Origin of the sequence: Agromyces sp. Root1464 (assembly GCF_001427265.1) — a bacterium.
Taxonomy (GTDB): Bacteria; Actinomycetota; Actinomycetes; order Actinomycetales; family Microbacteriaceae; genus Agromyces; species Agromyces fucosus.
Window position 1 is genome coordinate 1293820 of the sequence record NZ_LMFU01000002.1, and the last position, 23649, is coordinate 1317468.

The 23649-nt window shown below is 71.5% G+C and carries 23 protein-coding genes and 1 tRNA gene; 9 read left to right on the forward strand and 15 right to left on the reverse strand.

Features of this window, described 5'->3' with window-relative positions:
• Position 1: 1 nt before the first annotated feature.
• Positions 2-721, reverse strand: coding sequence for a response regulator transcription factor (locus ASD23_RS11620; RefSeq protein ID WP_056010515.1), 720 nt, complete (start codon positions 719-721; stop codon positions 2-4).
• Complete coding sequence (locus ASD23_RS11625) at positions 718-1986, reverse strand: sensor histidine kinase (RefSeq protein WP_056010517.1); 1269 nt, start codon at positions 1984-1986, stop codon at positions 718-720. The genes ASD23_RS11620 and ASD23_RS11625 overlap by 4 nt, the downstream gene beginning before the upstream one ends.
• 132 nt (positions 1987-2118) lie before the next feature.
• Between ASD23_RS11625 and ASD23_RS11630 the strand changes: the two genes are divergently transcribed.
• On the forward strand, positions 2119-3279 hold the full coding sequence (locus ASD23_RS11630) for a hypothetical protein (protein WP_056010520.1): 1161 nt from the start codon (positions 2119-2121) through the stop codon (positions 3277-3279).
• 153 nt (positions 3280-3432) lie between these two features.
• On the forward strand, positions 3433-4551 hold the full coding sequence (locus tag ASD23_RS11635) for a ScyD/ScyE family protein (RefSeq protein ID WP_056010523.1): 1119 nt from the start codon (positions 3433-3435) through the stop codon (positions 4549-4551).
• Between the two features lie 46 nt (positions 4552-4597).
• Here the strand turns inward: ASD23_RS11635 and ASD23_RS11640 are convergent, their stop codons facing one another.
• Positions 4598-5068 carry a hypothetical protein gene (locus ASD23_RS11640; RefSeq protein WP_157377071.1) on the reverse strand — a complete coding sequence of 157 codons (471 nt, stop codon included), beginning with the start codon at positions 5066-5068 and terminating at the stop codon, positions 4598-4600.
• A 4-nt stretch (positions 5069-5072) separates the two neighbouring features.
• Here ASD23_RS11640 and ASD23_RS11645 point away from each other — a divergent pair.
• Positions 5073-5147: transfer RNA gene (locus ASD23_RS11645), tRNA-Lys, on the forward strand.
• A gap of 239 nt (positions 5148-5386) precedes the next feature.
• Here ASD23_RS11645 and ASD23_RS11650 read toward each other — a convergent pair.
• The 5 genes from ASD23_RS11650 to ASD23_RS11670 all read right to left on the reverse strand — a co-directional run bounded on the left by ASD23_RS11650 (position 5387) and on the right by ASD23_RS11670 (position 10153).
• Positions 5387-5569 (reverse strand): YegP family protein, encoded by a 183-nt coding sequence (locus ASD23_RS11650; RefSeq protein WP_056010529.1) that lies wholly within the window; start codon positions 5567-5569, stop codon positions 5387-5389.
• Between the two features lie 187 nt (positions 5570-5756).
• Positions 5757-6797 (reverse strand): LLM class F420-dependent oxidoreductase, encoded by a 1041-nt coding sequence (locus tag ASD23_RS11655; protein ID WP_056010534.1) that lies wholly within the window; start codon positions 6795-6797, stop codon positions 5757-5759.
• Positions 6798-6897: 100 nt separating this feature from the next.
• Positions 6898-7782 carry an anti-sigma factor gene (locus tag ASD23_RS11660; RefSeq protein ID WP_082571389.1) on the reverse strand — a complete coding sequence of 295 codons (885 nt, stop codon included), beginning with the start codon at positions 7780-7782 and terminating at the stop codon, positions 6898-6900.
• On the reverse strand, positions 7779-8375 hold the full coding sequence (gene sigK / locus ASD23_RS11665; RefSeq protein ID WP_056013066.1) for an ECF RNA polymerase sigma factor SigK: 597 nt from the start codon (positions 8373-8375) through the stop codon (positions 7779-7781). Before sigK ends, ASD23_RS11660 begins: the two co-directional genes overlap by 4 nt.
• 65 nt (positions 8376-8440) lie before the next feature.
• Complete coding sequence (locus ASD23_RS11670; protein WP_056010537.1) at positions 8441-10153, reverse strand: cytochrome c biogenesis protein CcdA; 1713 nt, start codon at positions 10151-10153, stop codon at positions 8441-8443.
• A gap of 157 nt (positions 10154-10310) precedes the next feature.
• On the opposite strand from ASD23_RS11670, the gene ASD23_RS11675 reads away from it, so the two are divergent.
• Both ASD23_RS11675 and ASD23_RS11680 read left to right on the forward strand, forming a co-directional pair.
• Positions 10311-10979 (forward strand): fasciclin domain-containing protein, encoded by a 669-nt coding sequence (locus tag ASD23_RS11675; RefSeq protein WP_056010542.1) that lies wholly within the window; start codon positions 10311-10313, stop codon positions 10977-10979.
• A gap of 153 nt (positions 10980-11132) precedes the next feature.
• Positions 11133-12311 (forward strand): MarP family serine protease, encoded by a 1179-nt coding sequence (locus ASD23_RS11680; RefSeq protein WP_056010548.1) that lies wholly within the window; start codon positions 11133-11135, stop codon positions 12309-12311.
• Positions 12312-12385: 74 nt separating this feature from the next.
• Here ASD23_RS11680 and ASD23_RS11685 read toward each other — a convergent pair whose 3' ends face one another.
• Together ASD23_RS11685 and ASD23_RS11690 are read right to left on the reverse strand one after the other, a co-directional pair.
• Positions 12386-13318, reverse strand: a complete 933-nt coding sequence (locus tag ASD23_RS11685) for an aldose 1-epimerase family protein (RefSeq protein ID WP_056010551.1) — start codon at positions 13316-13318, stop codon at positions 12386-12388.
• Positions 13315-14160 (reverse strand): DeoR/GlpR family DNA-binding transcription regulator, encoded by an 846-nt coding sequence (locus ASD23_RS11690; RefSeq protein ID WP_056010554.1) that lies wholly within the window; start codon positions 14158-14160, stop codon positions 13315-13317. Before ASD23_RS11690 ends, ASD23_RS11685 begins: the two co-directional genes overlap by 4 nt.
• Positions 14161-14260: 100 nt before the next feature.
• Here ASD23_RS11690 and galT point away from each other — a divergent pair, with 100 nt between their 5' ends.
• Together galT and galK are read left to right on the forward strand one after the other, a co-directional pair.
• Complete coding sequence (gene galT, locus ASD23_RS11695) at positions 14261-15430, forward strand: galactose-1-phosphate uridylyltransferase (RefSeq protein ID WP_056013069.1); 1170 nt, start codon at positions 14261-14263, stop codon at positions 15428-15430.
• Positions 15427-16596, forward strand: coding sequence for a galactokinase (gene galK / locus ASD23_RS11700; protein WP_056010557.1), 1170 nt, complete (start codon positions 15427-15429; stop codon positions 16594-16596). Before galT ends, galK begins: the two co-directional genes overlap by 4 nt.
• Positions 16597-16636: 40 nt before the next feature.
• On the opposite strand, the gene ASD23_RS11705 is transcribed toward galK, so the two are convergent.
• Positions 16637-17122 (reverse strand): YbaK/EbsC family protein, encoded by a 486-nt coding sequence (locus tag ASD23_RS11705; RefSeq protein WP_056013072.1) that lies wholly within the window; start codon positions 17120-17122, stop codon positions 16637-16639.
• An 88-nt stretch (positions 17123-17210) separates the two neighbouring features.
• Between ASD23_RS11705 and ASD23_RS11710 the strand changes: the two genes are divergently transcribed.
• Complete coding sequence (locus ASD23_RS11710) at positions 17211-18530, forward strand: APC family permease (protein ID WP_056010560.1); 1320 nt, start codon at positions 17211-17213, stop codon at positions 18528-18530.
• Between the two features lie 9 nt (positions 18531-18539).
• The gene (locus tag ASD23_RS11715; RefSeq protein ID WP_056010563.1) at positions 18540-19076 is read left to right on the forward strand and encodes a gamma carbonic anhydrase family protein; all 537 of its coding nucleotides are present in this window, start codon (positions 18540-18542) and stop codon (positions 19074-19076) included.
• Positions 19077-19090: 14 nt separating this feature from the next.
• Here the strand turns inward: ASD23_RS11715 and ASD23_RS11720 are convergent, their stop codons facing one another.
• The 4 genes from ASD23_RS11720 to ASD23_RS11735 all read right to left on the reverse strand — a co-directional run bounded on the left by ASD23_RS11720 (position 19091) and on the right by ASD23_RS11735 (position 23649).
• The gene (locus ASD23_RS11720; protein ID WP_056010566.1) at positions 19091-20389 is read right to left on the reverse strand and encodes a DUF6716 putative glycosyltransferase; all 1299 of its coding nucleotides are present in this window, start codon (positions 20387-20389) and stop codon (positions 19091-19093) included.
• 29 nt (positions 20390-20418) lie between these two features.
• Positions 20419-21294 (reverse strand): N-acetylneuraminate synthase family protein, encoded by an 876-nt coding sequence (locus ASD23_RS11725; protein WP_056010569.1) that lies wholly within the window; start codon positions 21292-21294, stop codon positions 20419-20421.
• A gap of 10 nt (positions 21295-21304) precedes the next feature.
• The gene (locus ASD23_RS11730; protein ID WP_082571392.1) at positions 21305-22693 is read right to left on the reverse strand and encodes an acylneuraminate cytidylyltransferase; all 1389 of its coding nucleotides are present in this window, start codon (positions 22691-22693) and stop codon (positions 21305-21307) included.
• A gap of 71 nt (positions 22694-22764) precedes the next feature.
• Positions 22765-23649 carry a bifunctional methylenetetrahydrofolate dehydrogenase/methenyltetrahydrofolate cyclohydrolase gene (locus ASD23_RS11735; RefSeq protein WP_056010572.1) on the reverse strand — a complete coding sequence of 295 codons (885 nt, stop codon included), beginning with the start codon at positions 23647-23649 and terminating at the stop codon, positions 22765-22767.

Genomic DNA, 23649 nt, shown 5'->3' on the forward strand with positions numbered 1-23649 from the left:
ATTACTCGCGTTGGCCGGGAGCCTTCCGGGTTCCCCGTCGATCCTGCGTGCCGGCGATGCCGTGCTCGAACGCCCAGATGACGACGTGCACACGGTCGGCGAGGTCGAGCTTCGAGAGGATCGAGCGGACGTGCGTCTTGACCGTGTTGCCGGTCAGGTAGAGGCGCGCGGCCACCTGTTCGTTCGACGCGCCGGTCACGAGTTGCATGAGCACCTCCCGCTCGCGCGGGGTCAGGTCGGCGAGGAGCTCGGTGGGGTCGGCGGGCGTCGGTGCCAGTGCGACGAACTCGACCAGGCTCGCGGTCGCGCGCGGCGCGAGCACGGCATCACCGCCGTGCACGGCCCGGATCGCCGCGGCGATCTCGTCGCTCGAGGCGTCCTTCGTGAGGAACCCGCTCGCTCCTGCCCGGATCGCGGCGAACACGTACTCGTCGAGGTCGTAGGTCGTGAGGATGAGCGTCCGCGTCGCGGGATGCTCCCCGACGAGGCGGCGGGTGGCCTCGATGCCGTCGAGGCGGGGCATCCGGATGTCCATGAGCACGACGTCGAGGCGATGCGCCCTGGCCAGTTCGAGGAGCTCGCCACCATCGGCCGCCGCACCGACGAGTTCGAGGTCGGCATGCGCCTCCACCATGACGGCGACGGCGGAACGGATGAGTTCCTGGTCATCGGCGATCGCGACGCGAATGCGAGCGGATGACGCGTGGCCGAGGTCGCTCATGGCACCATCTCCATCGGCGCGGAGGGCAGAGACAGGCGAGTGCGCCAACCTCCTCCGACGATCGGACCGCTCTCGAGGGTGCCGTCGAGCTGCCGTGCCCGTTCCCGCATGCCGCGGATGCCGCGGCCCTCGCGCCGATCGGTCGGTGCGCGACCCGCGCCGCCGTCGTCCTCCACGATCACGTCGACCACGTCGACTCCCCATTCCAGGCGCACGGTGCTGCGCGTCGGTGGATCCGTGTGCTTCAGGATGTTCGTGAGCGACTCCTGCACGATGCGGTACACCGTCAGTTCGGTGCCCGGGCTGACCTGGCGGGGCGACCCGAGCTCTTCGAACGCTGCTGCGCGTCCGGGTGCCGTAGCGCGTGCGACGAGCTCAGGCAGGTCCGCGAGGCCCGGACTGGGCTCCATCGGAGCGGCACCGTGCTCGGCGTCGCCCGTCGGCGCTGCGAGCACGGCGACGAGCCCGCGCATGTCCGACATCGCGCTGCGACCGGTCGACACGACGTGCTCGATGGAGATGCGGGCCCTAGCGTCGTCGCGGCCGAGCAGCAGGCGCGACGCCTCGGCTTGGGCGACCATCACGGCGAGCGAGTGCGACACGACGTCGTGCAGATCGCGGCCGAGCCGGCGACGCTCATCGGCGGCGGCCTCGCGCTCCCGTTGCAGCCGGAGCTCCGCGCCCTGTTCTCGAGCGAGTTCCCGGGCCGCGCGAGCGCGACGGAGCTCGAGCCGAGAGCGGCCGAGCGCCCATGCCGCCCCGATCGACGCGACGAGGAACCCCGCGAGCGTGATCATCGCCCCGGGTTCGGACCCAGTCGCATCGACCGCGTCATGCGCGATCGCCACCGCCGTCATCATCGCGGCGCCGGCGAGCCCCAAGGCGATCGCGGCGACATCGGCCAGCCGCGTGCCGCTCTCCGCCGCCGTGAAGACGAAGACGAGGTAGACGACACTGCTCGGCAGGAGAACAGCGACGGTCGGGCTCCCGGGCAGGCTCGCCGCGGTGAGCGCCAGCATGATGACGGAGGCGACGAAGAGCCCACCGATCGGCGAACGCCGACGCAGGGCCGCGGCCGCGTGCAGCAGCACGAAGAGTCCGATGACGACGGTCGTCCAGCCCGGGTTCGACGGCGCGGCACCGAGCACCTCGACGATCGTGAGCGGCAGCAGCGCCGCGGCCGCGGCGAGCGCGGCGACCAGATCCGCGAGCGAGGGGTTCCGCGACGATCGAAGGGTGGCGTCTGGGCCGGACGGTGCATCCATATCGCCGCTCACGCTACCCGGGTCGCTTCGGCGTGCGCCTCACCCGTCGGGGTGAGGCGCACGATCCGTCGCGCTGGCACGCTGACCGTTGCCGCACCGTGCGGCCGAACGCCGATCACGAGGAGATGCACCGTGACCACCGCAGAATCCGCCGCCCGCGCCGTCCCTGGACGGCCCGGCGCGACCCGCCGCCGGACCCCGGGACGAGTCCGACCGCTCGCCTTCGCCGCACTCGTCGCCTCGGCGGTCATCACCGGACTCTCGATCGTCTGGCTCGCCGATCCGACGCTCAGCCCGTTCGTGAGCCCTGTGACGCCGAGCCTCGCGACGCTGCTGCTCGACCCGACGGCGGCGGCGCTGCTCGCCCTCGCCACCGGCGCGGCGGGAGTCGCGCTCGCCGCCCTGCTCGCGCGAGGACGTGCGGCACGTCGACGCTCGGTGGTGGCGGGCGTCGCCGCCGGCGGCGTTGCCATCACGTTCTCCTTCCTGTTCGGCAGCATGTCGAGCATCTCCCTCACCGGGTACCTCTTCGGGGCCGCCGCCGTGATCGCCGGCCTCGTCACCATCGGGGTCACCGTGGTGCGAGCGCCGCGCCTCGGTGCCTCGCTGCTCGCCGGTCTGATCCTCCTGGTCGCGACAGCGGTGCTATGGGCCGGGCTGAACATCGACGGAGTCGTGGCATTCGCAGTGACGGTGGGCGGCGCACTCGTCGCCGGCCTCCCCGGCTTCGCGATCGTCGCACTCGGCCTGATCTCCGCCCTGGTGTGGGCGGCGCTGGCGATCATGGCACTTCGCTTCGCGGGCTCGGGCCGCCTGACGTCATGGATGGTTCGCCACCGCAAGACGATCACGATCCTCGCTGCCCTCGGCCCGCTCCCCTACGTGGTGGCTCGTGCGAGCTGGGTGACACCCTGGCCCCTCTTCGCACCGAGCACCGTGCACCACGACCCGGCGATGCTCGTCACCGGGCTCGTGATCGGCGCGGGCGCTACCGCCGCAAGTCTCCTGACGCTCGGACTGATCCTGCCGTGGGGTCGGGTCTTCCCCGAGTGGATGCCGCGGATCGGCGGTCGACCGGTGCCGGTCGGGGTCGCAGCGGTCCCCGGCTTCATCGCGGCCGGGATCCTCTGCATCGCCGCGGTGCCGATGCTGCTGACGACCGTCGGCCGGACGGATGCGCCGATCGACGCCCTGCTCGTCAACCTCATGCTGCCCTTCTGGTTCTGGGGCCCGATGCTCGGGCTCGCGGTCGCGGCGTACGTGGAGTGGCGTGCGCTCGATCGGGAGCCGTAGGAGCCGAGGGGGTGCCCCCTGTTCTGGGTAGAGGATCTCCCTCGACGACCGCGGAACCGAGGAATACTCTGACTCCGACTGGCGCAGACGACGCCACCGGGGGAACGCCGTCCGGCATGCCCTCGAACCCACTCCATCCCGAGGAGATCGTTCATGCACACGCGTATTCCACTCATCGGCGTGGCGATGGCGGCCGCCATCACGCTCGCCGCAGCGACACCCGCGCTCGCCGCCCCGCCCGGTGCCCCCGTGACGATGGCCGACGACCTCGACGCTCCGCTCGGACTCGCCATCGACGGATCGGGCCGGGCGATCGTCTCGCAGAACTTCGCCGGCGTGCTCTCGCTCGTCGACAAGAAGGGCGGCGTCACCGAGCTCGCCGCAGCACCCGGCGAGGAGATCAGTGCTCCCGCGGTGGACGGCGGCACCGTCTACTTCGTGCGCACGAGCCTCGATCACTCGAGTGCCTGGCTGACCTCACTGACGGGTGGCGTCGAGACACCCATCGTCGACCTCGCCGCGTACGAGGCCGCCGAGAACCCCGATGCCGTCAACACCTACGGGTTCAGCGACCTCAGCTCCGAATGCGAGGCCGAGTTCGCGCCGTTCCCGGAGTTCCCGCCGCTCGGGATGCCGAATTACACGGGCATCCTCGACACGCACGCGTACGGCGCCACGGTCGTGAACGGCGAGGTCTACATCGCCGATGCCGGCGCGAACGCGGTCGTGAAGGTCGATGCGGAGGGCGTCGTCTCGACTGTCGCCGTGCTGCCGCCGGCGGCACCGATCACCGTCACTGCTGAGAACGCCAGCGGGACCCCGTGGCCTGCCTGCGTCTACGGTCACGAATACAGCGCCGAGCCCGTGCCCACCGACGTCGAGATGGGCCCCGATGGCCTGCTGTACGTGACGAGCCTGCCCGGAGGTTCCGAGGACCCGACGCTCGGCCCGCGCGGCGTCGTGTACGCGATCGACCCCGGCACCGGTGACCTCGAGGTCGCCGCGACCGGATTCGGTGGCGCGACCGGCATCGCCGTGGCACCGAACGGCACGCTCTACGTAGCCGAACTCTTCGGCGGGCCGATGGGTGCCGGACAGGTCGCGGTCGTCGCCCCCGGTGCGACCTCGGCGACGTCCGTCATCGAGGTCGTGATGCCCTCGGCCGTCTCGATCCGCGCCGAGTCGCTCTACGTGACGACGGAATCGCTGGCGCCGGGCGCCGCGAAGCTCACCGTCGTTCCGCTGAAGGGCGGGGCGCACGCCAAGAAGTGACATCGAACGACGGGTGGGTCGCGCGCACGCGCGGCTCACCCGTCGTTCATTCGTCGCCGGCCGTACGTCGCATGAGCGTCGTACGCCAGTTGTCTCCCAAGCGTTCGTACGTGACCTTCGCATGGCAGTTGCGACAGCGCACGTCGCATTTCACGATCTCGGCCATGACGCGAGTGACGGAGTAGCCGTTCTGGACCAGCCGCATCACTTCAGCCTGCTTGCCGCTCCCGACGCGATGGTCGAAGTCGAGCACGCGCACGTCTGCCTCGCCGCAATCGACGCACGGATGCGCGAGCAGGTACGCGCCGACAGCCTCGATCGCGTGCTGGCGCTGCACGGCTTTACGAGCCATGATGACGCGCACGTGGGCTTCGCGGTTTCGGGCATAGTACTCGCGAGCTTTCAGTCGATTGCACGCCTTGCAGAGTGGCGTGTGCCCATCCTTCGATGAACGAAGCCGATTGAATTCTTCGAGTGCCATAGACTGCTTGCAGCAATAGCAACGCTTCTGCGTCATGTCAGCCCCCGTAGCTCAGAGGCAGAGCAGCGGACTTTTAATCCGCGGGTCGGGATGTCGGAATTCCCCGGGGGCACCACCGCGATCGGCTCTGCACTCGCGTATTCCCGATGACGATGACCTCATGCTTCGAACATACGTTCGACCAGTGACATTCGTCCGCCGTCACTCGACACGATGGCATGCGGAAGACCGAATCACGTGCGCCGCATCGCCGCGTTCACGATGATCCATCGCGACCCGAACGGCTGATCGACGCCTTCGGCTCGTCAAAGAGGCGAGACGAAGTCCCGGGCACCGCCTCGGCGGGCGCTCGAACTACTCGGTCTGGTCGACGATGGATGCGTCGGCGGCGTTCGTTCGCACCGACTCGATGCCGTTCTTCGCGGCTGCCTTCGTCGTGTAGGCCTCGGATGCCGCGATCGTCTGACCGTTGCCGGACTTCAGTCGGAACCTGAACTGCCCGCTCGCATCCTCGTAGAGCTCGAACGTTCCCGCCATGGCGGCTCCTCCCCAGGTGTCCCTTGCGCCCGCGTCATCGCGAGCACGATCTCACGGTAGCCCCGTTCCCGGCCCGTGCGCCAGAGGCAGTTTCCGTCACGGGGAATGTTTCGGAGCGGGGCATCCGCCACCAGGGCGCCCAGGCATCCGGCACGGAAGCGGGGACGCGGATGGCGCGGCGTCGACGTCAGCCGACGATCGCGCGCAGCCCGCCCATGAGCGCGATGCGCTCGGCCGAGGTGCGAGCGAGCGGGGTCACGGCGAGGGTCGTGACACCGGCCTCGGCGAAGGCGGCGACCCGCTCGGCGACATGACCGGCGGGGCCGATGAGCGAGACCGCGCTGACGAGCTCGTCGGGCACCGCCGCGATCGCCTCGTCTTTTCGGCCCTCGAGGTAGAGGTCTTGGATGTGCGCGGCCTCTGCCTCGAACCCGTAGCTCGAGATCAGCTCGTTGTAGAAGTTCTTGCCGCGTGCACCCATGCCGCCGATGTAGAGCGCGAGCTGGGGCTTGACGAGCGGCAGCACCTGCTCGGGGTGATCGGTGATCGCCAGTGCGGGGCTCGCGAAGATGTCGAGAGGCGCGAGCTCGGGTGCGCGCTTCGCGGTGCCCGCGGCGAGCGCGTCGCCCCAGACGCCGGCGGCACGCTCGGGGTGGAAGAACATCGGCAGCCAGCCGTCGGCGATCTCCGCGGTCTGCTCGACCGACTTCAGCCCGAGGGAGGCGATCGTGATCGGGATGCGCTCCCGCACGGGGTGGTTGATGAGCTTCAGCGGCTTGCCGAGGCCGGTGCCCTGGTCAGCGGGCAGCGGGATCGTGTAGCGGCGCCCCTCGTGCACGACGGGCTCGCGGCGCCACACCATGCGGCAGATGTCGACGAGCTCGCGCGTGCGGCCGAGCGGAGCGTCGTAGGGCACGCCGTGGAAGCCCTCGATGACCTGCGGACCTGAGGCACCGATGCCGAGTTCGAACCGGCCGTCCGAGACGAAGTCGAGACCGGCGGCGGTCATCGCCGTGAGCGTGGGCGTGCGCGTGTAGAGCTGCAGGATGCCGGAGGCCAGCGTGATGGTCGAGGTGCGAGCCGCGAGGAAGCCGAGCTGGCTCACGGCGTCGAACGAGTACGCCTCGGGCACCGCGATGAGGTCGACGCCCGCGCGCTCGAGTTCGACGACCTCGTCGGCCACCTCACGGAAGCCGCCCGCGTAATTCAGGAACATGCCGACGCGCATCCGTCACTCCTCATCGTGTGCTGGCCCGGCCGATCGGCCACGCGCACTCAGACCCTAACCGAGGTGCATCGGCACCGGGGCATCCGTTGTGGCAGGTCGACTACGTCGGGATGACGACGATGGGTTCGGTCGTGGGTTGCGCTGAACCGCCGGCGGGTTCGACGGTGACGCCGACCGCGACGCCGGGCGCGAAGTCGCCGTCGAGCACGCGCCACGTCTCGCCGTCGGCCACGTCGAACGTTCCGGCCGACTGCGCACCCGCATCGTCGATGTACCAGAGCTCGTACGTCGACGTGTCGCCCACGTCGGGCAGGCCCTCGACGACGACTCCCGAGCGGCCCTGCTCGGCCGACCAGTAGAGGGTGACGGCGCCGCCGCCCTCGATCTCGTGCGTCGACGATTCGACGTCGGGAGCCTCGGCGATCGCCGCCATCTCGCGCTGCGCACCCCAGCCGTTGGGTCCGGCCCACCCGATGCCGATGATGGCCCCGGCGATGAGCACGACGGATGCCGCCGCTGCCGCGATGATCGCACCCGGACGCTGGAACCAGCGCCGACGCGCGGCCTGCTCCACCGGGCCGGGCTCGCGGGGCGCCTGCGGCGGCGCAACGGTCGCCGGATCCGGAATCGCAGACGCCGCCGCCGGAACCACGGGCGTCGGCTCCTGAACCGTGGGCGCCGAGGCATCCGGAAGCTGCTGCGGCAGCCCGTCGAGCTGCGCCATGAGGCGGGACTTGAGCGCGGGCGGCGGCTCGACGGGAGCGGCCATGCCGGCGAGCAGGGCTGCCGTCTCGGCGAAGCCGTCGGCGTCGCCGCGGAGATCGGCATCGTCGGCGAGCGCACGCTCGACGGCCGCCCGCTCGTCGGCGTCGACCGCGTCGAGCGCATACGCCGCGACGGCGTCGCGGAGCGCGTCGAGCTCATCGGGCGCGGACTCGCCGCGCGTCTCACCGCGCTCGCCTCGTGGTTCGTTGGTCTCGCTCATGTCGTCACCCCCAATGCGGTTCGCAGTCTGATCATGCCGTCTCGGAGTCGGGTCTTCACGGTGCCGAGCGGCACCTCGAGGCGGTCGGCGATCTCGCTCTGCGTGAGTCCGCCGTAGTACGCCAGCGAAACACACTCGCGTTGCAGTTCGCTGAGATCCCCGAGCGCGCCGACGACCCGTTCGTGCTCCACTCGGATCTCGACCGTCTCGGCGACGGTGTCGACGGGAACGTCGAGGTCGCGCACGCCGATGCGGAGGTCGCGATCGCGCGCGGCCTGGGACGCCCGGATGCGGTCGACGGAACGCCGATGGGCAAGCGTGAACATCCAGGCGAGGGCGCTTCCGCGGGTCGCATCGAATCGCGGCGCGGTCTGCCAGATCTCGAGGTACACGTCCTGCGTCACCTCCTCGGCCTGCGCCGGGTCGACCACGAGTCGGCGCACGAGGCCGAAGATCCTGGCCGACGTCTGGTCGTAGAGCTCGCCGAACGCCTCCCGGTCGCCTGCGCCGACCCGCGTGAGCAGTTGCTCTGCGGTCGAGACGGACGCCGGCGCAGTGAGGTCACTGTCGCGGTCGGCCACGCGCCCCAGCATGCCAGATCTGACGGCGGTCGTCGTGCGGGCCACGTCGGCCCCGCGGTGCTCCGTGATCGCATGGCTCATCCGAACGTGAAGGAGTAGGCGTCGACACCGGGACTCACGGTGACGGTGATGGTTCCGGATGCCGCGGCATCCGTCTTCACGAGCTCGTACGAGCGGGGGACGCCGCTGATCGCGATCGCTCGTCGCTCCTCGCCGTCGTCGACGACGATCGTGCCCTCCCCGCCGAGCACCATCCGCACCTCGCTCGCGGTGTAGTCGAGCCGCACGCGGGCGTCATCGGCCGAGGGCGAGATCGACTGCGTGTCGAGCGCCCAAGCGCCATCGAGCGCGAAGGAGTCGGCGGCGAGGTCGCCCGGGAAGGCGAACTCGGTCGTCGCCCGGCGATACGGTTCTGCGCCGCCGAAGTTCTGCCGCTTCGTGGTGCCGAGGAATGTCTCGGGCGTCGTGGAACCGGCCTCGGGGGTGTCGTCCGCCTGCTCGGTGACCGGGGGCAGGGCGACCGCCGGGTCGGCGTCCTCCAGCAGCTCGCGGATGAGCGCCTCGGTCGCCGCGTAGTTGCCCTCGCCGAACGAGATGTGCCGTACGACGCCCTCGGCGTCGATCAGGTAGTGCGCCGGCCAGTAGCGGTTGCGATAGTTCGTCCACGTCGAGAGCGAGTTGTCGAGGCCGACCGGGTAGTCGATGCCGAAGGCCGAGATGCCCGCCTCGACGTTGCGCGGCTCCTTCTCGAACGCGTACTCGGGCGAGTGGATGCCGACGACGGCGAGCCCGGCATCCCGATACGCGTCGTCCCAGGCGACCACGTGCGGGATGGAGCGCTGGCAGTTGATACACGAATACGCCCAGAAGTCGATGAGCACGACCTGCCCGCGCAGTTCGGCGAGATCGACGGGCGCACCGGCATCCGTGTTGAACCACTGCTGGATCCCCTTGATCGACGGGGCCGTGCCGCACGACTCGAGCTCCGCGGCGCCGTTCGTGCACTCGTCGAGCTTCGCGTTCTCGTCGTTGACGAGACCGCCCAGGTCGAGCGCCCGTGTGACCTCCTCCGAGTCGGCGAGCTCCTGCTGGAACGCGCTCGTGTAATCGGGCACGAGCCGCTGCAGCAGTTGCGGCAGGTTGAAGACGAGCCCCACGGCGAGCCCGATCATGACGACGCCGCCCGTGATTCGGATGCCCTTCTGGTGCTTGCGGAAGGTCTTCACGCGCTCGGCCACCCGACGGCCGGCGAGCGCGAAGACGAGCAACGGCAGCGCCGCGCCGATCGCGAACGAGACGGTCAGCACGACGGTCTCGACGCCGATCCGCCCGGTGGACCCGGCGACGGTGATGGCCGCGAGCACGGGTCCGGCGCACGGCACGTAGACGGCGCCGAGCGCGAGGCCGAGCGGGAACCCGCCCTGCTCGGTTCCGACGTTCTTCCGCGGGATCCACGAGAAGGGCTTCTCGAGCAGCTCCTCGAAGCGCGGCACGATGAGCCCGACGCCGATGAGCACGAGCACGATGATCCCCGCCCAGCGCAGCACGTCCTGCGGCAGGCCGAGCAGTGCGAGCAGGAGCGAGCCGACGAGCGTGAAGACGCTGAAGCTCACCACGAGCCCCGCGATCACGAGGTACGGCCGCCATCGGCCAGCCGCCGGGACATCCGCCGTGCCCCTCGCGCTCTGCGCCCCGCCGGAGAGGAAGATCACGGGCAGCACGGGAAGGATGCACGGCGAGATGCCGGTGATGAGGCCTCCGAGGAGGCCGATGAGGGCGAGGGTGATCACGGGGTCCTGCTTTCTCGGGTCGACGGTGATTCGCAGCGGAGGCCGGATCCGATTGGTCGGAAGGCCCGTGATTCCCGTTCCAATCCGATCCGCGACCCGTGCCGAATCCCTCGCAACGACCCGCTTCCGCGGTCGCCATTCACGAAGGAGTCGACCGATGCGTTCCAAGATCCGCAGCACCCGAACCGCCCTCGCCGCGTTCTCCATCACGGCCGTCGCCGTGCTCGGGCTCGCCGGCTGCAGCATGGGCGGCAGCGCCGCCGAGAACGACGAACCTGCGATGTCGTCGGAGGAGACCACCCCCAGCGAAGAGCCCATGGCGGCAGACCCGGCGGCCGACCTCGTCGGACCCGGTTGCGCCGCCTACGCCGAGGCCGTTCCCGAAGGACCGGGATCCGTGGTCGGCATGTCCACCGACCCGGTGGCCGTGGCAGCCTCGAACAACCCGCTGCTGACGACGCTCGTCGCCGCGGTCTCTGGGCAGTTGAACCCCGACGTCGACCTCGTCGGCACCCTCAACGGCGACGAGTTCACCGTCTTCGCCCCCGTCGACGAGGCGTTCGCCAAGATCGACGCGGCGACGATCGAATCGCTGAAGACCGACTCGGCGACGCTCTCGAAGATCCTCACGTACCACGTGGTGCCGGGCCAGCTCTCGCCCGATGAGGTCGTCGGCACGCAGACCACCGTCGAGGGCGGCACCGTCGAGGTGACGGGCTCGGGCGACACGCTCATGGTCAACGACGCGGCGGTTATCTGCGGCGGCGTGCACACCGCGAACGCGACGGTGTACCTCATCGACTCGGTGCTGATGCCGACGATGTAGCCCCCGTGCACGGCCGAACGACCTCGTCGACCCGAACGACGGGGTCGTTCGGCGTGTGCGCTGCGCCGGTCGCGCCCGCCGCAGCCTGCGCGCCTTCAGGACTCTCGAAGACGGATGCCGCAGGCTGGAGTCCCCGGCCGCGAAGGGAGCCCCATGGTCTGGAGCATCCTGCTCGACATCGCCCTCGTGCTCGTCTTCATCGGCGCGATCGTGAACGGCTGGCGCGCCGGGCTCCTGCGCACCGCCGCCGGTCTCGTGGGACTCGTCGCCGCGGGCATCGCCGCGTACTTCGTCATGCCGTGGATCGCCGGCATCGTGCCGTCGCCCGAATGGCGGGTGCCTGCGGCCATCGCCGCGGCCATCGCGCTGCTCTGCCTCGGCACCTGGCTCGGAGCGGTGGTCGGCCGGCTGCTCAGCCGCGGCGTGCGCGCGGTCAAGCTCGGCGTGCTCGACCGCATCCTCGGCGCCATCGGCAACCTCCTCGTCAGCGCCTTCGTCGTCGCGCTCGTCGCGTCGGGAGTCTCGGCGATGGGCGTGCCCGTGCTCTCCCCGGCGATCGCCGGGTCACGAGTGCTCCAGGGCCTCGACGCCGTCACTCCCGCCCCGACGAAGACGCTGCTCGCCGAGATCCGCACCGCCGCGCTCGGCAACGGCCTGCCCTGGCTCGTCGACGTGCTCGGCGGACCGACCGAGGCCCCTGCGCTGCCGACGTTCGAGGTCGACGACGTCGAGCTCGCGCGTGCCGCGGCATCCGTCGTGCGCATCACCGGCAGCGCCTTCCAATGCGGCTCGACGCTCTCGGGCAGCGGCTTCGTCGTCGCCCCCGACCGCATCGTGACGAACGCGCACGTCGTCGCCGGAGTGACCGAGCCCATCATCGAGGCGCCCGGCCAGCCCGCAGTGCCCGGCCGCGTCGTGTCGTACGACCCCGAGCACGACCTGGCGCTCATCGCGGTCGACGGCCTCGCGACCCCGCCCCTCGCGCTCGCGACGCCGTCGCTCGGCCAGGAGGTCGCGGTGGCCGGCTACCCCTTCGGCGGCCCGTTCGAGCTGCGCCCCGCGAACATCATGTCGAGCGGCCCGCTCAGCATCCGGACCGACGGCGTCACCTCGACCCGCGACGTCGTGACGCTCGCCGCCGATGTCGATCACGGCAACTCGGGCGGGCCGGTGCTCACCGGCGACGGGGAGGTCGCCGCGGTCGTCTTCGCGAAGTCCGAGTCGGTCGACAACGTCGGCTTCGCGATCCCGACGTCGACGCTCTCGCCGCTCGCAGATGCGGCGCCGGGTCTCGAGGCGACCGTCGACTCGGGGTCGTGCGTCGTCGGCTGAGAGCCGACTCGGCTACGCCGCTACTCCGCTGCGAACCCCTCGAAGCGGATGGACGGCCGCAGAGGTCAGCTCTGCTACTCCGCTGCGAAGCCCTCGAAACGGATGCCCCACGAGATCTGCCACTCTTCACCCGGGTCGAGCCAGCGCAGGCCGCGACCGGAGTTGAACGCCTCGGCCGGCGCGGTCATGGGCTCGATCGCGATCGCGACGTCGCCGTTCTCGCCGGGGAACGTGGTCGTGGTGTAGACCTGCACGTACTCGAACGCCGAGTCGGCCCAGATCGAGACCGTGCGACCGTCGGGCGCGGTGAGCGTGTGCAGCACCTGGCCGTCTTCGCTCGCGATCTCGCCGAACGCGTCGTCGAGCGAGACGTCGCCGACGCGGCGCCCCTCGCGGAAGTCCCACTCGGTGCCGTCGACCGGAACCTCGCCCGTCGGCAGCAGTCGCTCGTCGACCTCGATGTGGCTCGCGGCGTCGAGGCGCAGTTCGAGGTCGGCCGTCGGCACGCCGCCGATCTTCAGGTACGGGTGGGTGCCGATCGCGACGGGCGCGGCCTCGGCACCGAGGTTCTCGACGAAGTGCGTGACCTTCAGTCCGTCGGAGACGAGCTCGTAGTGCACGGCGGTGCCGAGCAGGTACGGGTAGCCGAGCTGCGGGTACACCGTGGCCGAGAGCGTCACCGAGTCGCGTTCGCGGGCGATCGGGCGGTATTCGGTGTTGCGCAGCAACCCGTGGATGGCGTTGTTCTTCGCGGGCTCGGAGATCACGAGCTGGTGGTCGACGCCGTCGTGGCTCCACCGGCCGTCGCGGATGCGGTTGGGCCACGGCACGAGCACGATGCCCGCCCCGGCCGGCGGCGTCTGGTCTTCGCCGAACGGCGGCACGAGGTCGATGCCGTTGATGCTGAGGGTGCGGATGCCTGCGGCGACGGCGGTGATCGTGGCGCGGATGTCGCCGCTCGACGTCGACGTCTCGAGGGCGAACTGCTCGCCCGTGGGAAGGGTCATGGATCCACTCTAGAGTCTCGCGCGTGGTGCACCGCGAGCCCGGCGTCGAGGAGTTCGGCGACGATCGACGGGGGCGCAGCGGCATCCGTGACGAGCGCGTCGAAATCGTCGACGGGCGCGATGCGGCCGAGGTGGACCTCGCCGAGCTTCGAGGCGTCGGCGACGACGATCGAGCGGGCCGCCGACCGCATCATGAGCGACTTGACCGACGCCTCGGGGAGGTTCGCGTTCGTGACGCCGTGGGCGGCGTCGACCCCGTTGCATCCGATGAAGGCGAGGTCGACGTGCACCTCGTCGAGCATCGAGCCGGCGAGCGGATGCACCAGGGAGTGCTGCTTCGGCCGCAGCGTGCCGCCGGTCACGACCACCGTGAACCGCGGGATCTCGGGCTCGAGCTCGAGGGCGATCGACAGGCCGTTCGTGAAGACCACGAGGTCCTCGAGGTCGGTGCGGGCGCGCAGCGCCCTGGCGACCTGCAGGGTGGTCGTGCCGACGTCGAGGATGATGCTCTGCCCGCTGCGCACGAGCGAGGCGGCGTGCTCGCCGATCTGCCGCTTCGGTTCGACGGATGCCTCGAGCGCCTCTTCGAAGCTCGGCTCGCGTTCCGGGCGTTCCACCGCGAGCGGCGACGACAGCGGAACCGCGCCGCCGTGCACCCGCCGGATACCGCCCTGCCGCTCGAGCGCGTCGAGGTCGGCACGTGCCGTGACGGTCGTCACTCCGAACGCGCGCGAGAGCTCGGCGACGCGCACGAAGCCGCGCTCGGCGACGAGGGCGAGTGCGAGCTCGCGTCGTCGCGGAGCGTCGAGCGGCGCGTTCGGGGCCGCGGTGTCGATGGACATACCGGCATCATGCGCGCTCCATCCCGACTTTGCAATACGAAATGCGTTTGTTTGCGAAACGAAAGGCGCGTAGGGTGTGCGCGTGACCGACTCGAACGACGTGACCGGCGCGGCATCCGCTGCCCTGGTCGACCCGCGCATCACCGTGACCTCGACCCTGCTCGCCGACGGCCGCGAGCTCATCTACTTCGACGACGCGGACTCGACGCTGCCCGCCGAGCGCGCGGTCGACGAGCGCGTGCTCGACCCGCGGCCCGCGAACGCCGAGATGCGGCAGGATCCGCTCACCGGCGAGTGGGTGTCGATCGCCGCGGCGCGCCAGAACCGCGTGTTCCTGCCGCCCGCCGACCTCGACCCGCTCGCCCCGCAGCGCCCCGGGAACCCGTCGGAGATCCCGAGCACGTACGACGTCGCCGTCTTCGAGAACCGCTCGCCGTCGTTCGGCCCAGCCCTCGCCGATCCGGATGCCTCGGACGCCGACGCCCTCGCCGACCTCCGCCGCGTCGGACTCGAGCGGACCCACCCGTCGATCGGGCGCTGCGAGGTCGTCTGCTTCAGCCCCGCGCACGAGGGCTCGTTCGGCACGCAGACCGTCTCCCGAGCCCGCACCGTCATCGAGGCGTGGGCCCAGCGCACCGCGGCCCTCTCTGCGCTGCCGGGCGTGCAGCAGGTCTTCCCGTTCGAGAACCGCGGCGAAGCGATCGGCGTCACGCTCGGCCACCCGCACGGCCAGATCTACTCCTACCCGTACGTGACGCCGCGCACCGAGCGGCTGCTCGCCTCCATCGACGCGTACGGACCGACGCTCTTCGCCGACCTCCTCGAGCGCGAACGCGGCGGGCCCCGCGTCGTGCTCTCCGGCGAGCACTGGACGGCGTACGTGCCGTTCGCCGCGCGCTGGCCGATCGAGGTGCACCTGCTCCCCCACCGGCACGTGCCCGATCTGGCCGAGACCACCCTCGCCGAGCGCGACGAGCTCGCCTCGCTGTACCTGCGCCTCCTGCGCGGCATCGACCGGCTGTACGACACCCCCACTCCCTACATCGCCGCCTGGCACCAGGCCCCGGTGCACGAGCACCGGGACGAGGTACGGCTCATGCTGCAGCTCACGAGCCCGCGGCGCGGCGCCGACAAGCTGAAGTTCCTCGCGGGCTCCGAGGCCGCGATGGGAGCATGGATCGGCGACGTCACCCCCGAGTCCCAGGCGGAGGCGCTGCGCACCGCGATCGCCTCCGTCCCCGACTCCGACCCCGAAGGAACCCGCTCGTGACCGACGCCACCACCGCTGCCGCAGAGACCGCCGACGGCTTCGCGAAGCGATACGGCCGCCCGCCGCTCGGCGTCTGGTCGGCGCCGGGCCGGGTGAACCTCATCGGGGAGCACACCGACTACAACGACGGGTTCGTCTTCCCGTTCGCGATCGACCAGCGTGCGAACGTCGCCCTCGGCTCGCGGGACGACCGTCTCGTGCGAGTCTCCTCGACCTTCGCGCCCGAAACCGTCGAACTGCACCTCGACGACCTCTCGCCCGAGTCGCTCGCCGGATGGTCGGCCTACCCGCTCGGCGTCATCTGGGCGCTCGGGCAGTTCGGCGCCGACCTCACGGCACTCGCCGGCGTCGACCTGCACATCTCCAGCACGGTGCCCGTCGGAGCCGGCCTGTCGTCGTCGGCCGCCATCGAGTGCTCGGTCGCGCTCGCCCTCGACGAGCACTGGGGGCTCGGCCTCGATCGGCCCACGCTCGCCAAGGTCGGCCAGCTCGCCGAGAACCGCGTCGTCGGCGCACCCACGGGCATCCTCGACCAGTCGGCCTCGCTCCTCTCCCACGCGGACGCGGCCGTCTTCCTCGACTGCCGCAGTCTCGACGCCGAGGTGATCCCGCTCGGCCTCGCCGCCGACGGCCTCTCGATCCTCGTGATCGACACCAACGTGTCGCACGCGCACGCCACGGGCGGATACGCCGCCCGGCGCGCGTCCTGCGAGGCGGGTGCCGCGACGCTCGGCGTCGAATCGCTGCGTGACGTGCACGTCGGCGACCTCGATCGCGCCGCCACGGTGCTCGACGACGAGACCTTCCGCCGGGTGCGCCACATCGTCACCGAGAACCAGCGCGTGCTCGACACCGTGCGCACCCTGCGCGAGCATGGCGCAGCCTCGATCGGCCCGCTGCTCGACGCCTCGCACGTGTCGATGCGCGACGACTTCGAGATCAGCGTCCCCGAGATCGACCTCGCCGTCAGCACCGCGCAGGCGAACGGTGCGATCGGCGCCCGCATGACCGGCGGCGGCTTCGGCGGTTCCGCGATCGCGCTCATGATCGACGCGCTCGTGCCCGTGATCGAGCGCGCGGTCCGCCGCGAGTTCGCCGAGCAGGGCTACCGCGAACCGACGATCTTCGTCGTGCGTCCGAGCGAGGGCGCCAGGCGCGACTCCTGACTGTGCGTCCGGGCCACTGCTGCGTCGTCGAGGCGGCGGGTCAGAGGCGCGGCGCCTCGACGGCGTGCGGCGTACCGCCCGTGATGCGCACGAGCTCGTCGAAGGAGGTCGGGAAGACCGTCTTCGCGTGGCCGGCCGCCGCCCAGACCACCGGGTAGTCGGCGAGCTGCACGTCGACGACGGTGCGCACCGGCGCGGGATGCCCGAGCGGGGCGACGCCGCCGATGACCTGGCCGGTCGCCTCCTTCACCGTCTCCTTCGAGGCGCGACGGATGACGCCGCCGAGCTGCTGCCCGAGCCACTCGGTGTCGACCCGGTGCGACCCTGACGTCAGCACCAGGATCGGCTCCTCGTCGATCGTGAAGACGAGGGAGTTCGCGATCTGGCCGACCTCGACCCCGAGCGCTTCCGCGGCGAGCGGGGCGGTCGTGACGGCATCGTCGAACCAGACGATCTCGGGCGTGAGCCCATGTGCGGCGAGGGCATCGGCGACTCGGTCGACGGCGGTGTGCGAGGGCGACGGCATGCCGAAGATCCTAGCGACCGGCACGGTCGCGTCGACGGCCCGCCCGGCGAGCACCATGCTCGTCACCTCCATGCTCTAGTGTGCGAGCGTGGACCAGCCTTCCCTCGCCCGCCGGCTCGGGCTCCGGAACGCCGTCGCGATCGGCCTCGCCGCGATGATCGGCGCCGGTGTCTTCGCGGTGTTCGCCCCCGCAGCGCAGGCCGCCGGCGCGGGGCTCATGATCGGGCTCGCGATCGCGGCGTTCGTGGCGCTCGCCAACGCCGGTTCGACGGCGCAGCTCGCGGCACGCTATCCGGAGTCGGGCGGCGCCTACCGGTACGGGCGCGAGCGCCTGGGCGAGTGGCCGGGGTTCCTCGCCGGCTGGAGCTTCGTCATCGGCAAGACCGCGAGCTGCGCCGCCATGGCGATGACCTTCGCGGCCTACCTCGCCCCTCCCGAGTGGCAGCGGCCTCTCGCGATCGTCGCCGTCATCGCGATCGCGACCGTGAACCTGCGGGGCATCACCCGCACCGCGCGAGTGGCGACGGTCATCGTGATCGGCGTGCTGGGGGTGCTCGCGCTCGTCGTCGCCGCGGGCGCGACGGCGACGTACGGCGGTGCGGCGGGCGACGGGGTACCCGTCCTCGGCGCCGGATCATCCGGCCAGGACTGGCTCGGCATCCTCCAATCGGCGGGCCTGCTGTTCTTCGCGTTCGCGGGGTACGCGCGCATCGCGACGCTCGGCGAAGAGGTGCGCGAGCCCTCGAGAACGATCCCGAGGGCGATCGGCATCGCGTTCGCCGTCGCCGTGATCGTCTACGCCGCCGTCGGCGCCGCGGCACTCGGCGCCCTCGGCCCGGATCGGCTCGCGGCATCCGTCGCCCCGCTCGTCGACGTCGTCGACGCCGCCGGCTGGGGATGGGCCTCACCCGTCGTGCGCGTCGGCGCCGCCGTGGCGGCGCTCGGAGCGCTGCTCGCCCTCCTCGCGGGCATCGGCCGCACCGCCCTCGCCATGGCCCGCGACGACGAGCTGCCGCGACCGCTCTCCCGGATCCACCCGAGGTTCCAGGTGCCGCACGTCGCCGAGATCGCCGTCTCGCTCGTCGTCATCGTGCTCGTCGCGACGGTCGACCTGCGCGGCGCGATCGGCTTCTCGTCGTTCGGCGTGCTGCTCTACTACCTCGTCGCGAACGTCGCGGCGATCACCCAGCCGCGACCGGAACGGCGGGTCCCGCGGGCGCTCTCCGCAGCAGGGGCGATCGGATGCCTCGTGCTCGTCGCGACCCTTCCGCTCGTCTCGATCGTCGCGGGAGTGGCGGTGCTCGCGATCGGCGCCGCGTACCGCCTCCTCGCCCGGGCGGTGCGGTCTGCACGATGGCGTCGCGGGGACGCCGGGCCGCACGAGGGACCGCGCGATGGGCGCGCGTAGGCTGTGCGCATGTCTGCAGATCCCTCGGCCCGCATCCTGACCATCGCCGGCATCGCCGCACCCTCGCTCGACGAGACGGCGTTCGTGGCCGCCGGAGCCGTGATCGTCGGCGACGTGCACCTCGCCGCCGGATCGAGTGTCTGGTACAACGCCGTGCTCCGTGCCGAGGCCGAGCCGATCAGCATCGGCGAGGGGTCCAACCTGCAGGACACGGTCGTCTGCCACGTCGACGCCGGCTACCCGCTGACCGTCGGCCGGGGCGTGTCCGTCGGGCACGGCGCGGTGCTGCACGGCTGCACCGTCGAGGACCACAGTCTCGTCGGCATGAACGCGACGGTGCTGAACGGGGCCGTGATCGGCGCCGGCTCGCTCGTCGCCGCGGGCGCCGTGGTGCTCGAGGGCACGGTCGTTCCACCCGGATCGCTCGTCGCCGGGGTTCCCGCGAAGGTGCGCCGTGAGCTCAGCGACATCGAGCGCGCCGGCATCCAGCGCAACGCCACGTCCTACCTCGCCCACGTCGAGGAGCACTCGGCGCCGGTCGACTGAGACGCCGGCCGACGTCAAGCCCCGGCAGCGGTCACGCGGCGAGCGGCGAGCAGCGCACGCACGCGGCGAGCGCGGCGCACGACCCAACGCGTCGGGATGGCCACGACCATCGCTGCAGTGCCCGCGAGCGAACGGTCGTGTTCGCCGAGCATGCGCTTGCGTTCGAAGGCCCGGCGCAGTGCTCCGCCCGAGAGGTTGTGCGCGCGCGTCCGCAGCGGCAGCTCACCCGCGGCCCGGCGATCGAGCAGCACATCGAGTCGCGCGGCCCAGTCGTCGTGCTCGCCGCCGTGGAAGTAGTTGTCGGCGAGCCACTCCTCCGCGGGCCTGCGGAACTCCCAGCCGGCGATCGCATCCGCCCCGCCGAACAGCCCGCTGCCCTCGAAGACCGTGTTGATGAGCTTCGGCGTGATGCCGAACTCGTCGATCAGCAGGGTCGGCAGGCCTGATGCCACGGCCTCGAGCGCAGCTGTCGAACTCACGGTCACGAGTCCGGCGGCGCGCGCGAGATGGTCGGCCATGGGTCCGTCCTCCACCACGAGATTCGGCGGCAGCGAGCCGCCGAGCGCGCGGCGCACCCCGGGGTCCCCGAGCAGTTCGGCGTAGTCGTGGGCCTCGGCATGGGTCTGGGCCTCGCCGCGCCGCGCGCGCACCTTGACGACGACGCGCCGCGAGGGGCGCCGTCGAGCCGCATCGGCGAGCCAGCCGAGCAGTCGAACCCGATCGTCGCGCTCGGCGGGCACCTTGGCCTGCGCCGCGAAGACGAGGTCGGTGGCGGGCTCGGGCGCCGCGGCATCCGCTGCCCTGCCGCCGTGCAGGAAGGCGAGCGTCGCGAGCCCGAACTCGACCGGGATGCCGAGCGCGACGGCGTTGGCGCGGAATGCTCGCACCTCGCGCCGGCTGTGCAGCACGATGAGGTCCACCTGCTCGCGGTACACGATCGCCTTGGGCTCGGCCGGGATCGTCAGCCCGGGGAACCCGCTCACGAGCACCGGCCGTCCCGGCCCGCGGGCGGCGATCGGCGCGACGACCCGCACGAGGGGGCCCCGCAGCGCAAGGAGCACGGCATCGGGCCGGAAACGGTCGAGGAGCTCGGGAAGTTCGTCGAGGCCGACCGTCGGCACCGCCGTTGCCTCGAACGAGGTGCCGGCGAGTGCCGCATGCAACTGCCGGACGCTCGGCTGCACCGGCGTCGTGAGGACGACGAGTTCTGCGCTCCACCCGCCGGGTAGTCGCGAGGCGAAGGCGGCACCCCACTTCACGTACGAATCCGAGTCGGCGATCACGAGCAGCCGGCGGGCCCGCGGACCGGGCACGCCCCCGGCCGCCGTGGGTCGGCCGCGACTCACAGCGCGGGAACCCGGCGGAGCTTGGCGCGCGGCGCCTCCTCACCGGGGAACACGCGCTTGACGCCGTCGCCCATCGCCTCGCCGATCACGCGGATGTCGCGCACGAGGTGCTCGAAGCCGGTCGGCTCCAGCGAGGCCGCCTGGTCGGATCCCCACATCGCCCGGTCGAGCGTGATGTGGCGCTCGACGGCGACGGCACCCAAGGTGACCGCGGCGAGCGAGATCTGCAGGCCGCGCTCATGGCCCGAGTAGCCGATCGGCACGCCGAGGTAGCGACCCCGCAGCGTCTCGATCGTTCGGAGGTTCGCCTCCTCGGGCGGCATCGGGTAGCTCGACGTGGCGTGCATGATGACGAGGCGATCGGTGCCGAGCACCTCGACGGCCCGGTCGATCTCGTCGAGCGTCGACATGCCGGTCGAGAGGATCACGGGCTTTCCCGTGCGTGCGATCGCGTCGAGCAGCGCCAGGTCGGTGACCGAGGCGGAGGCGACCTTGTGCGCGACGACGTCGAGCCCCTCGAGGAACTCGACCGAGGGCACGTCCCACGGCGACGCGAACCAGTCGATGCCGGCGCGCAACGCGTACGTGGCGATCTCGAGGTACTCGGGTTCGCCGAACTCCACGCGCCGCCGGTAGTCGAGGTAGCTCATCGTGCCCCACGGCGTCTCCCGCGGCACGTCGCGCATGTGCTCGGGCGTCGCGATCTCGGGGGTCCGCTTCTGGAACTTCACCGCCTGCGCCCCCGACTCGACGGCCACGTCGATGAGGCGCTTGGCGATCTCGACGTCGCCGTTGTGGTTCAGGCCGATCTCGCCGATGACGTAGACCGGGTACTCGCTGCCGACGACCGATCGGCCGATGCGCACGGACATGTTCGCTCCCTCATTCAGGATCGCGCGCTGGCGCGGGATCGGGTTCTTCGTCCGCCGCGGCGTCGCGCGCGGCGAGGATCAGGTCGGCGAGTTCGCGCACCGCGCCGTGGCCGCCCGTTCGGGAGAGCACGTGACGCGCAGCGGCGAGCGCCTCGGGAGCCGCGTCCGGCACGGCGATCGGCCAGCCGACGAGTTCGAGCGCCGGCAGGTCGCCGCGGTCGTTGCCGAGGTAGGCGATGCGATCGAGGGGGATGCCCCGGCGCTCCGCCCACTCGCGTAGCACCTCGCCCTTCTCACCCACGCCCTGCGCGCACTCGACGCCGAGCTTCTCGGCACGGCGCCCGACGACCGGGTTCTGCTCGGCCGACAGGATCAGCACCGGGATGCCGGCGGCGCGGAGGCGCGCGACGCCGGCGCCGTCGCTGCGGCTCACCCGCACCGACTCGCGGCCGAGCTGGTCGACCATGACGGTGTCGTCGGTGTGCACGCCGTCGAAGTCGGTCACGAGCGCGTCGACGTCGACCAGCGGGCCGTTCGGGCCGAGGCCGCGATCCACGTGCGGCGCGATCGCCCTCGCCCGCTCGAGGTCGGCGGGGTCGTCGATCTCGACGGCGTGGTCGGCGTCGACCGGCTGCACGCCGATACGTCCGAAGAACCGGTGACCTGCGGCGCGGAACCCCTCGGTGGTGAAGACGTAGAACGCACCGGTCTCGAGGTACTCGGGCTCGCGTTCCTGACGACGGAGACGGCGGGATGCCTCGTGGTTCACCCCGGCCATGGAGCCCGCGTCGGCGTCATCGCGCCAGAGGAACGCGTGGGTCGGCGCACCCGAGAAGACGACGTCTCGCTCGCCGGAGGCGACATGGTGGATCGCGGCGTCGAGATCGGCCGGGTCGATGAAGGGCGAGGTGGCCTGGATGAACACCGTGACGGGGCGTCCGTCGCCGACGTCGAGGCCGCCGTCCTGCGCTTCGGGCGGGAGCACCTCGAGCTCGCCTCGCAGCTCGAGTTCATCGAGCGCGTGGAGCAGCGCCGACTCGCTCGACGCGGTGGATCCCGCGAGGCCGGCGGGCCGATCGACGACCGTCGCCCCGGCCGCCCGGGCGGCGTCCGCGATGCCGGCGTCGTCGGTCGTCACGACGACCCGGCCGATGCGTTCCGCGGCGAGCGCGGCGCGAACGGCCCTGGCGATGAGCGGCACTCCGCCGACCCGTGCGAGGTTCTTGCCGGGCAGCCCCACCGAGCCGCCCCGAGCCGGGATGATGGCGGTCGCACGCGCGGGCGCGGCATCCGCTCGCCCGGTGCCGGAGCTCACTTCGCTGCCGTCGACCCGAGTCGCCGCAGCGCGCCCGGCCAGGACCGCTGCGCGCGGCGCTTCGACGAGTTCGACACTGGCCATGGCGCGAAGCTACGCGCGCCAGACGGCCGCCCGGTGCACACGTGGTGAACACCGGGCGACCGGCAGGTCGACTAGCGGTGCAGGCGCTGCTCCGCGGCCTTGACGACGTTCGCGAGGAGCATCGCGCGGGTCATGGGCCCCACGCCGCCGGGGTTCGGCGACAGGTGCCCGGCGACTTCTGCGACGGCGGGGTCGACGTCGCCCGTGAGCTTGCCCTTGCCCGTGTCTTCATCTTGCACGCGCGTGATGCCGACGTCGAGCACGGCGGCGCCGAGCTTGATCCATTCGGGCTGCACGAGGTGCGGCACGCCGACGGCGGCCACGACGATGTCGGCTCGGCGCACCTCGGCAGCGAGGTCTTCGGTGCGCGAGTGCGTGAGCGTGACGGTGGCGTCGAGTCCCTTGCGGGTGAACAGCAGCCCGAGCGGGCGGCCGACGGTGAGCCCGCGGCCGATCACCGTGACATGGCGCCCGCGGATGGGCACGTCGTAGCGACGCAGCATCTCGACGATGCCGGCCGGCGTGCACGGCAGCGGCGACTGCAGCTCGCCCTCGATGCCGAGCACGAGACGCCCGAGGTTCGTCGGGTGCAGCCCGTCGGCGTCCTTGTCGGGGTCGATGAGCTCGAGCATGGCGTTCTCGTCGTGCCCTGCCGGCAGCGGGAGCTGCACGATGTAGCCGGTGACCTCGGGGGCCGTGTTGAGGTCGCGGATGGCGGCGCGCACATCGGCCGTGGTGGCCGAGGCGGGCAGGTCGATGCGGATCGACTCGATGCCCACCTCGGCGCAGTCGCGGTGCTTGCCCGCGACGTACGACCGCGAACCCGGATCGTCGCCCACGAGGAGCGTGCCGAGGCCCGGCACGACGCCATGCGCCTTCAGCAGCTGGATGCGCGAGGCGAGTTCGGACTTGACGGCCGACGCGGTGGCGACGCCGTCGAGCGTGATCGCGGTCAT

What these genes read in the sequence shown, in the direction of transcription:
- ASD23_RS11620 (WP_056010515.1), bottom strand. Translation starts at nt 721, where the DNA reads ATGAGCGACCTCGGCCACGCGTCATCCGCTCGCATTCGCGTCGCGATC.
- ASD23_RS11625 (WP_056010517.1), bottom strand. Translation starts at nt 1,986, where the DNA reads ATGGATGCACCGTCCGGCCCAGACGCCACCCTTCGATCGTCGCGGAAC.
- ASD23_RS11635 (WP_056010523.1), top strand. Translation starts at nt 3,433, where the DNA reads ATGCACACGCGTATTCCACTCATCGGCGTGGCGATGGCGGCCGCCATC.
- ASD23_RS11640 (WP_157377071.1), bottom strand. Translation starts at nt 5,068, where the DNA reads ATGACGCAGAAGCGTTGCTATTGCTGCAAGCAGTCTATGGCACTCGAA.
- ASD23_RS11650 (WP_056010529.1), bottom strand. Translation starts at nt 5,569, where the DNA reads ATGGCGGGAACGTTCGAGCTCTACGAGGATGCGAGCGGGCAGTTCAGG.
- ASD23_RS11655 (WP_056010534.1), bottom strand. Translation starts at nt 6,797, where the DNA reads ATGCGCGTCGGCATGTTCCTGAATTACGCGGGCGGCTTCCGTGAGGTG.
- ASD23_RS11660 (WP_082571389.1), bottom strand. Translation starts at nt 7,782, where the DNA reads ATGAGCGAGACCAACGAACCACGAGGCGAGCGCGGTGAGACGCGCGGC.
- sigK (WP_056013066.1), bottom strand. Translation starts at nt 8,375, where the DNA reads ATGCTGGGGCGCGTGGCCGACCGCGACAGTGACCTCACTGCGCCGGCG.
- ASD23_RS11675 (WP_056010542.1), top strand. Translation starts at nt 10,311, where the DNA reads ATGCGTTCCAAGATCCGCAGCACCCGAACCGCCCTCGCCGCGTTCTCC.
- ASD23_RS11680 (WP_056010548.1), top strand. Translation starts at nt 11,133, where the DNA reads ATGGTCTGGAGCATCCTGCTCGACATCGCCCTCGTGCTCGTCTTCATC.
- ASD23_RS11685 (WP_056010551.1), bottom strand. Translation starts at nt 13,318, where the DNA reads ATGACCCTTCCCACGGGCGAGCAGTTCGCCCTCGAGACGTCGACGTCG.
- ASD23_RS11690 (WP_056010554.1), bottom strand. Translation starts at nt 14,160, where the DNA reads ATGTCCATCGACACCGCGGCCCCGAACGCGCCGCTCGACGCTCCGCGA.
- ASD23_RS11705 (WP_056013072.1), bottom strand. Translation starts at nt 17,122, where the DNA reads ATGCCGTCGCCCTCGCACACCGCCGTCGACCGAGTCGCCGATGCCCTC.
- ASD23_RS11715 (WP_056010563.1), top strand. Translation starts at nt 18,540, where the DNA reads ATGTCTGCAGATCCCTCGGCCCGCATCCTGACCATCGCCGGCATCGCC.
- ASD23_RS11725 (WP_056010569.1), bottom strand. Translation starts at nt 21,294, where the DNA reads ATGTCCGTGCGCATCGGCCGATCGGTCGTCGGCAGCGAGTACCCGGTC.
- ASD23_RS11730 (WP_082571392.1), bottom strand. Translation starts at nt 22,693, where the DNA reads ATGGCCAGTGTCGAACTCGTCGAAGCGCCGCGCGCAGCGGTCCTGGCC.
- ASD23_RS11735 (WP_056010572.1), bottom strand. Translation starts at nt 23,649, where the DNA reads ATGACCGCGATCACGCTCGACGGCGTCGCCACCGCGTCGGCCGTCAAG.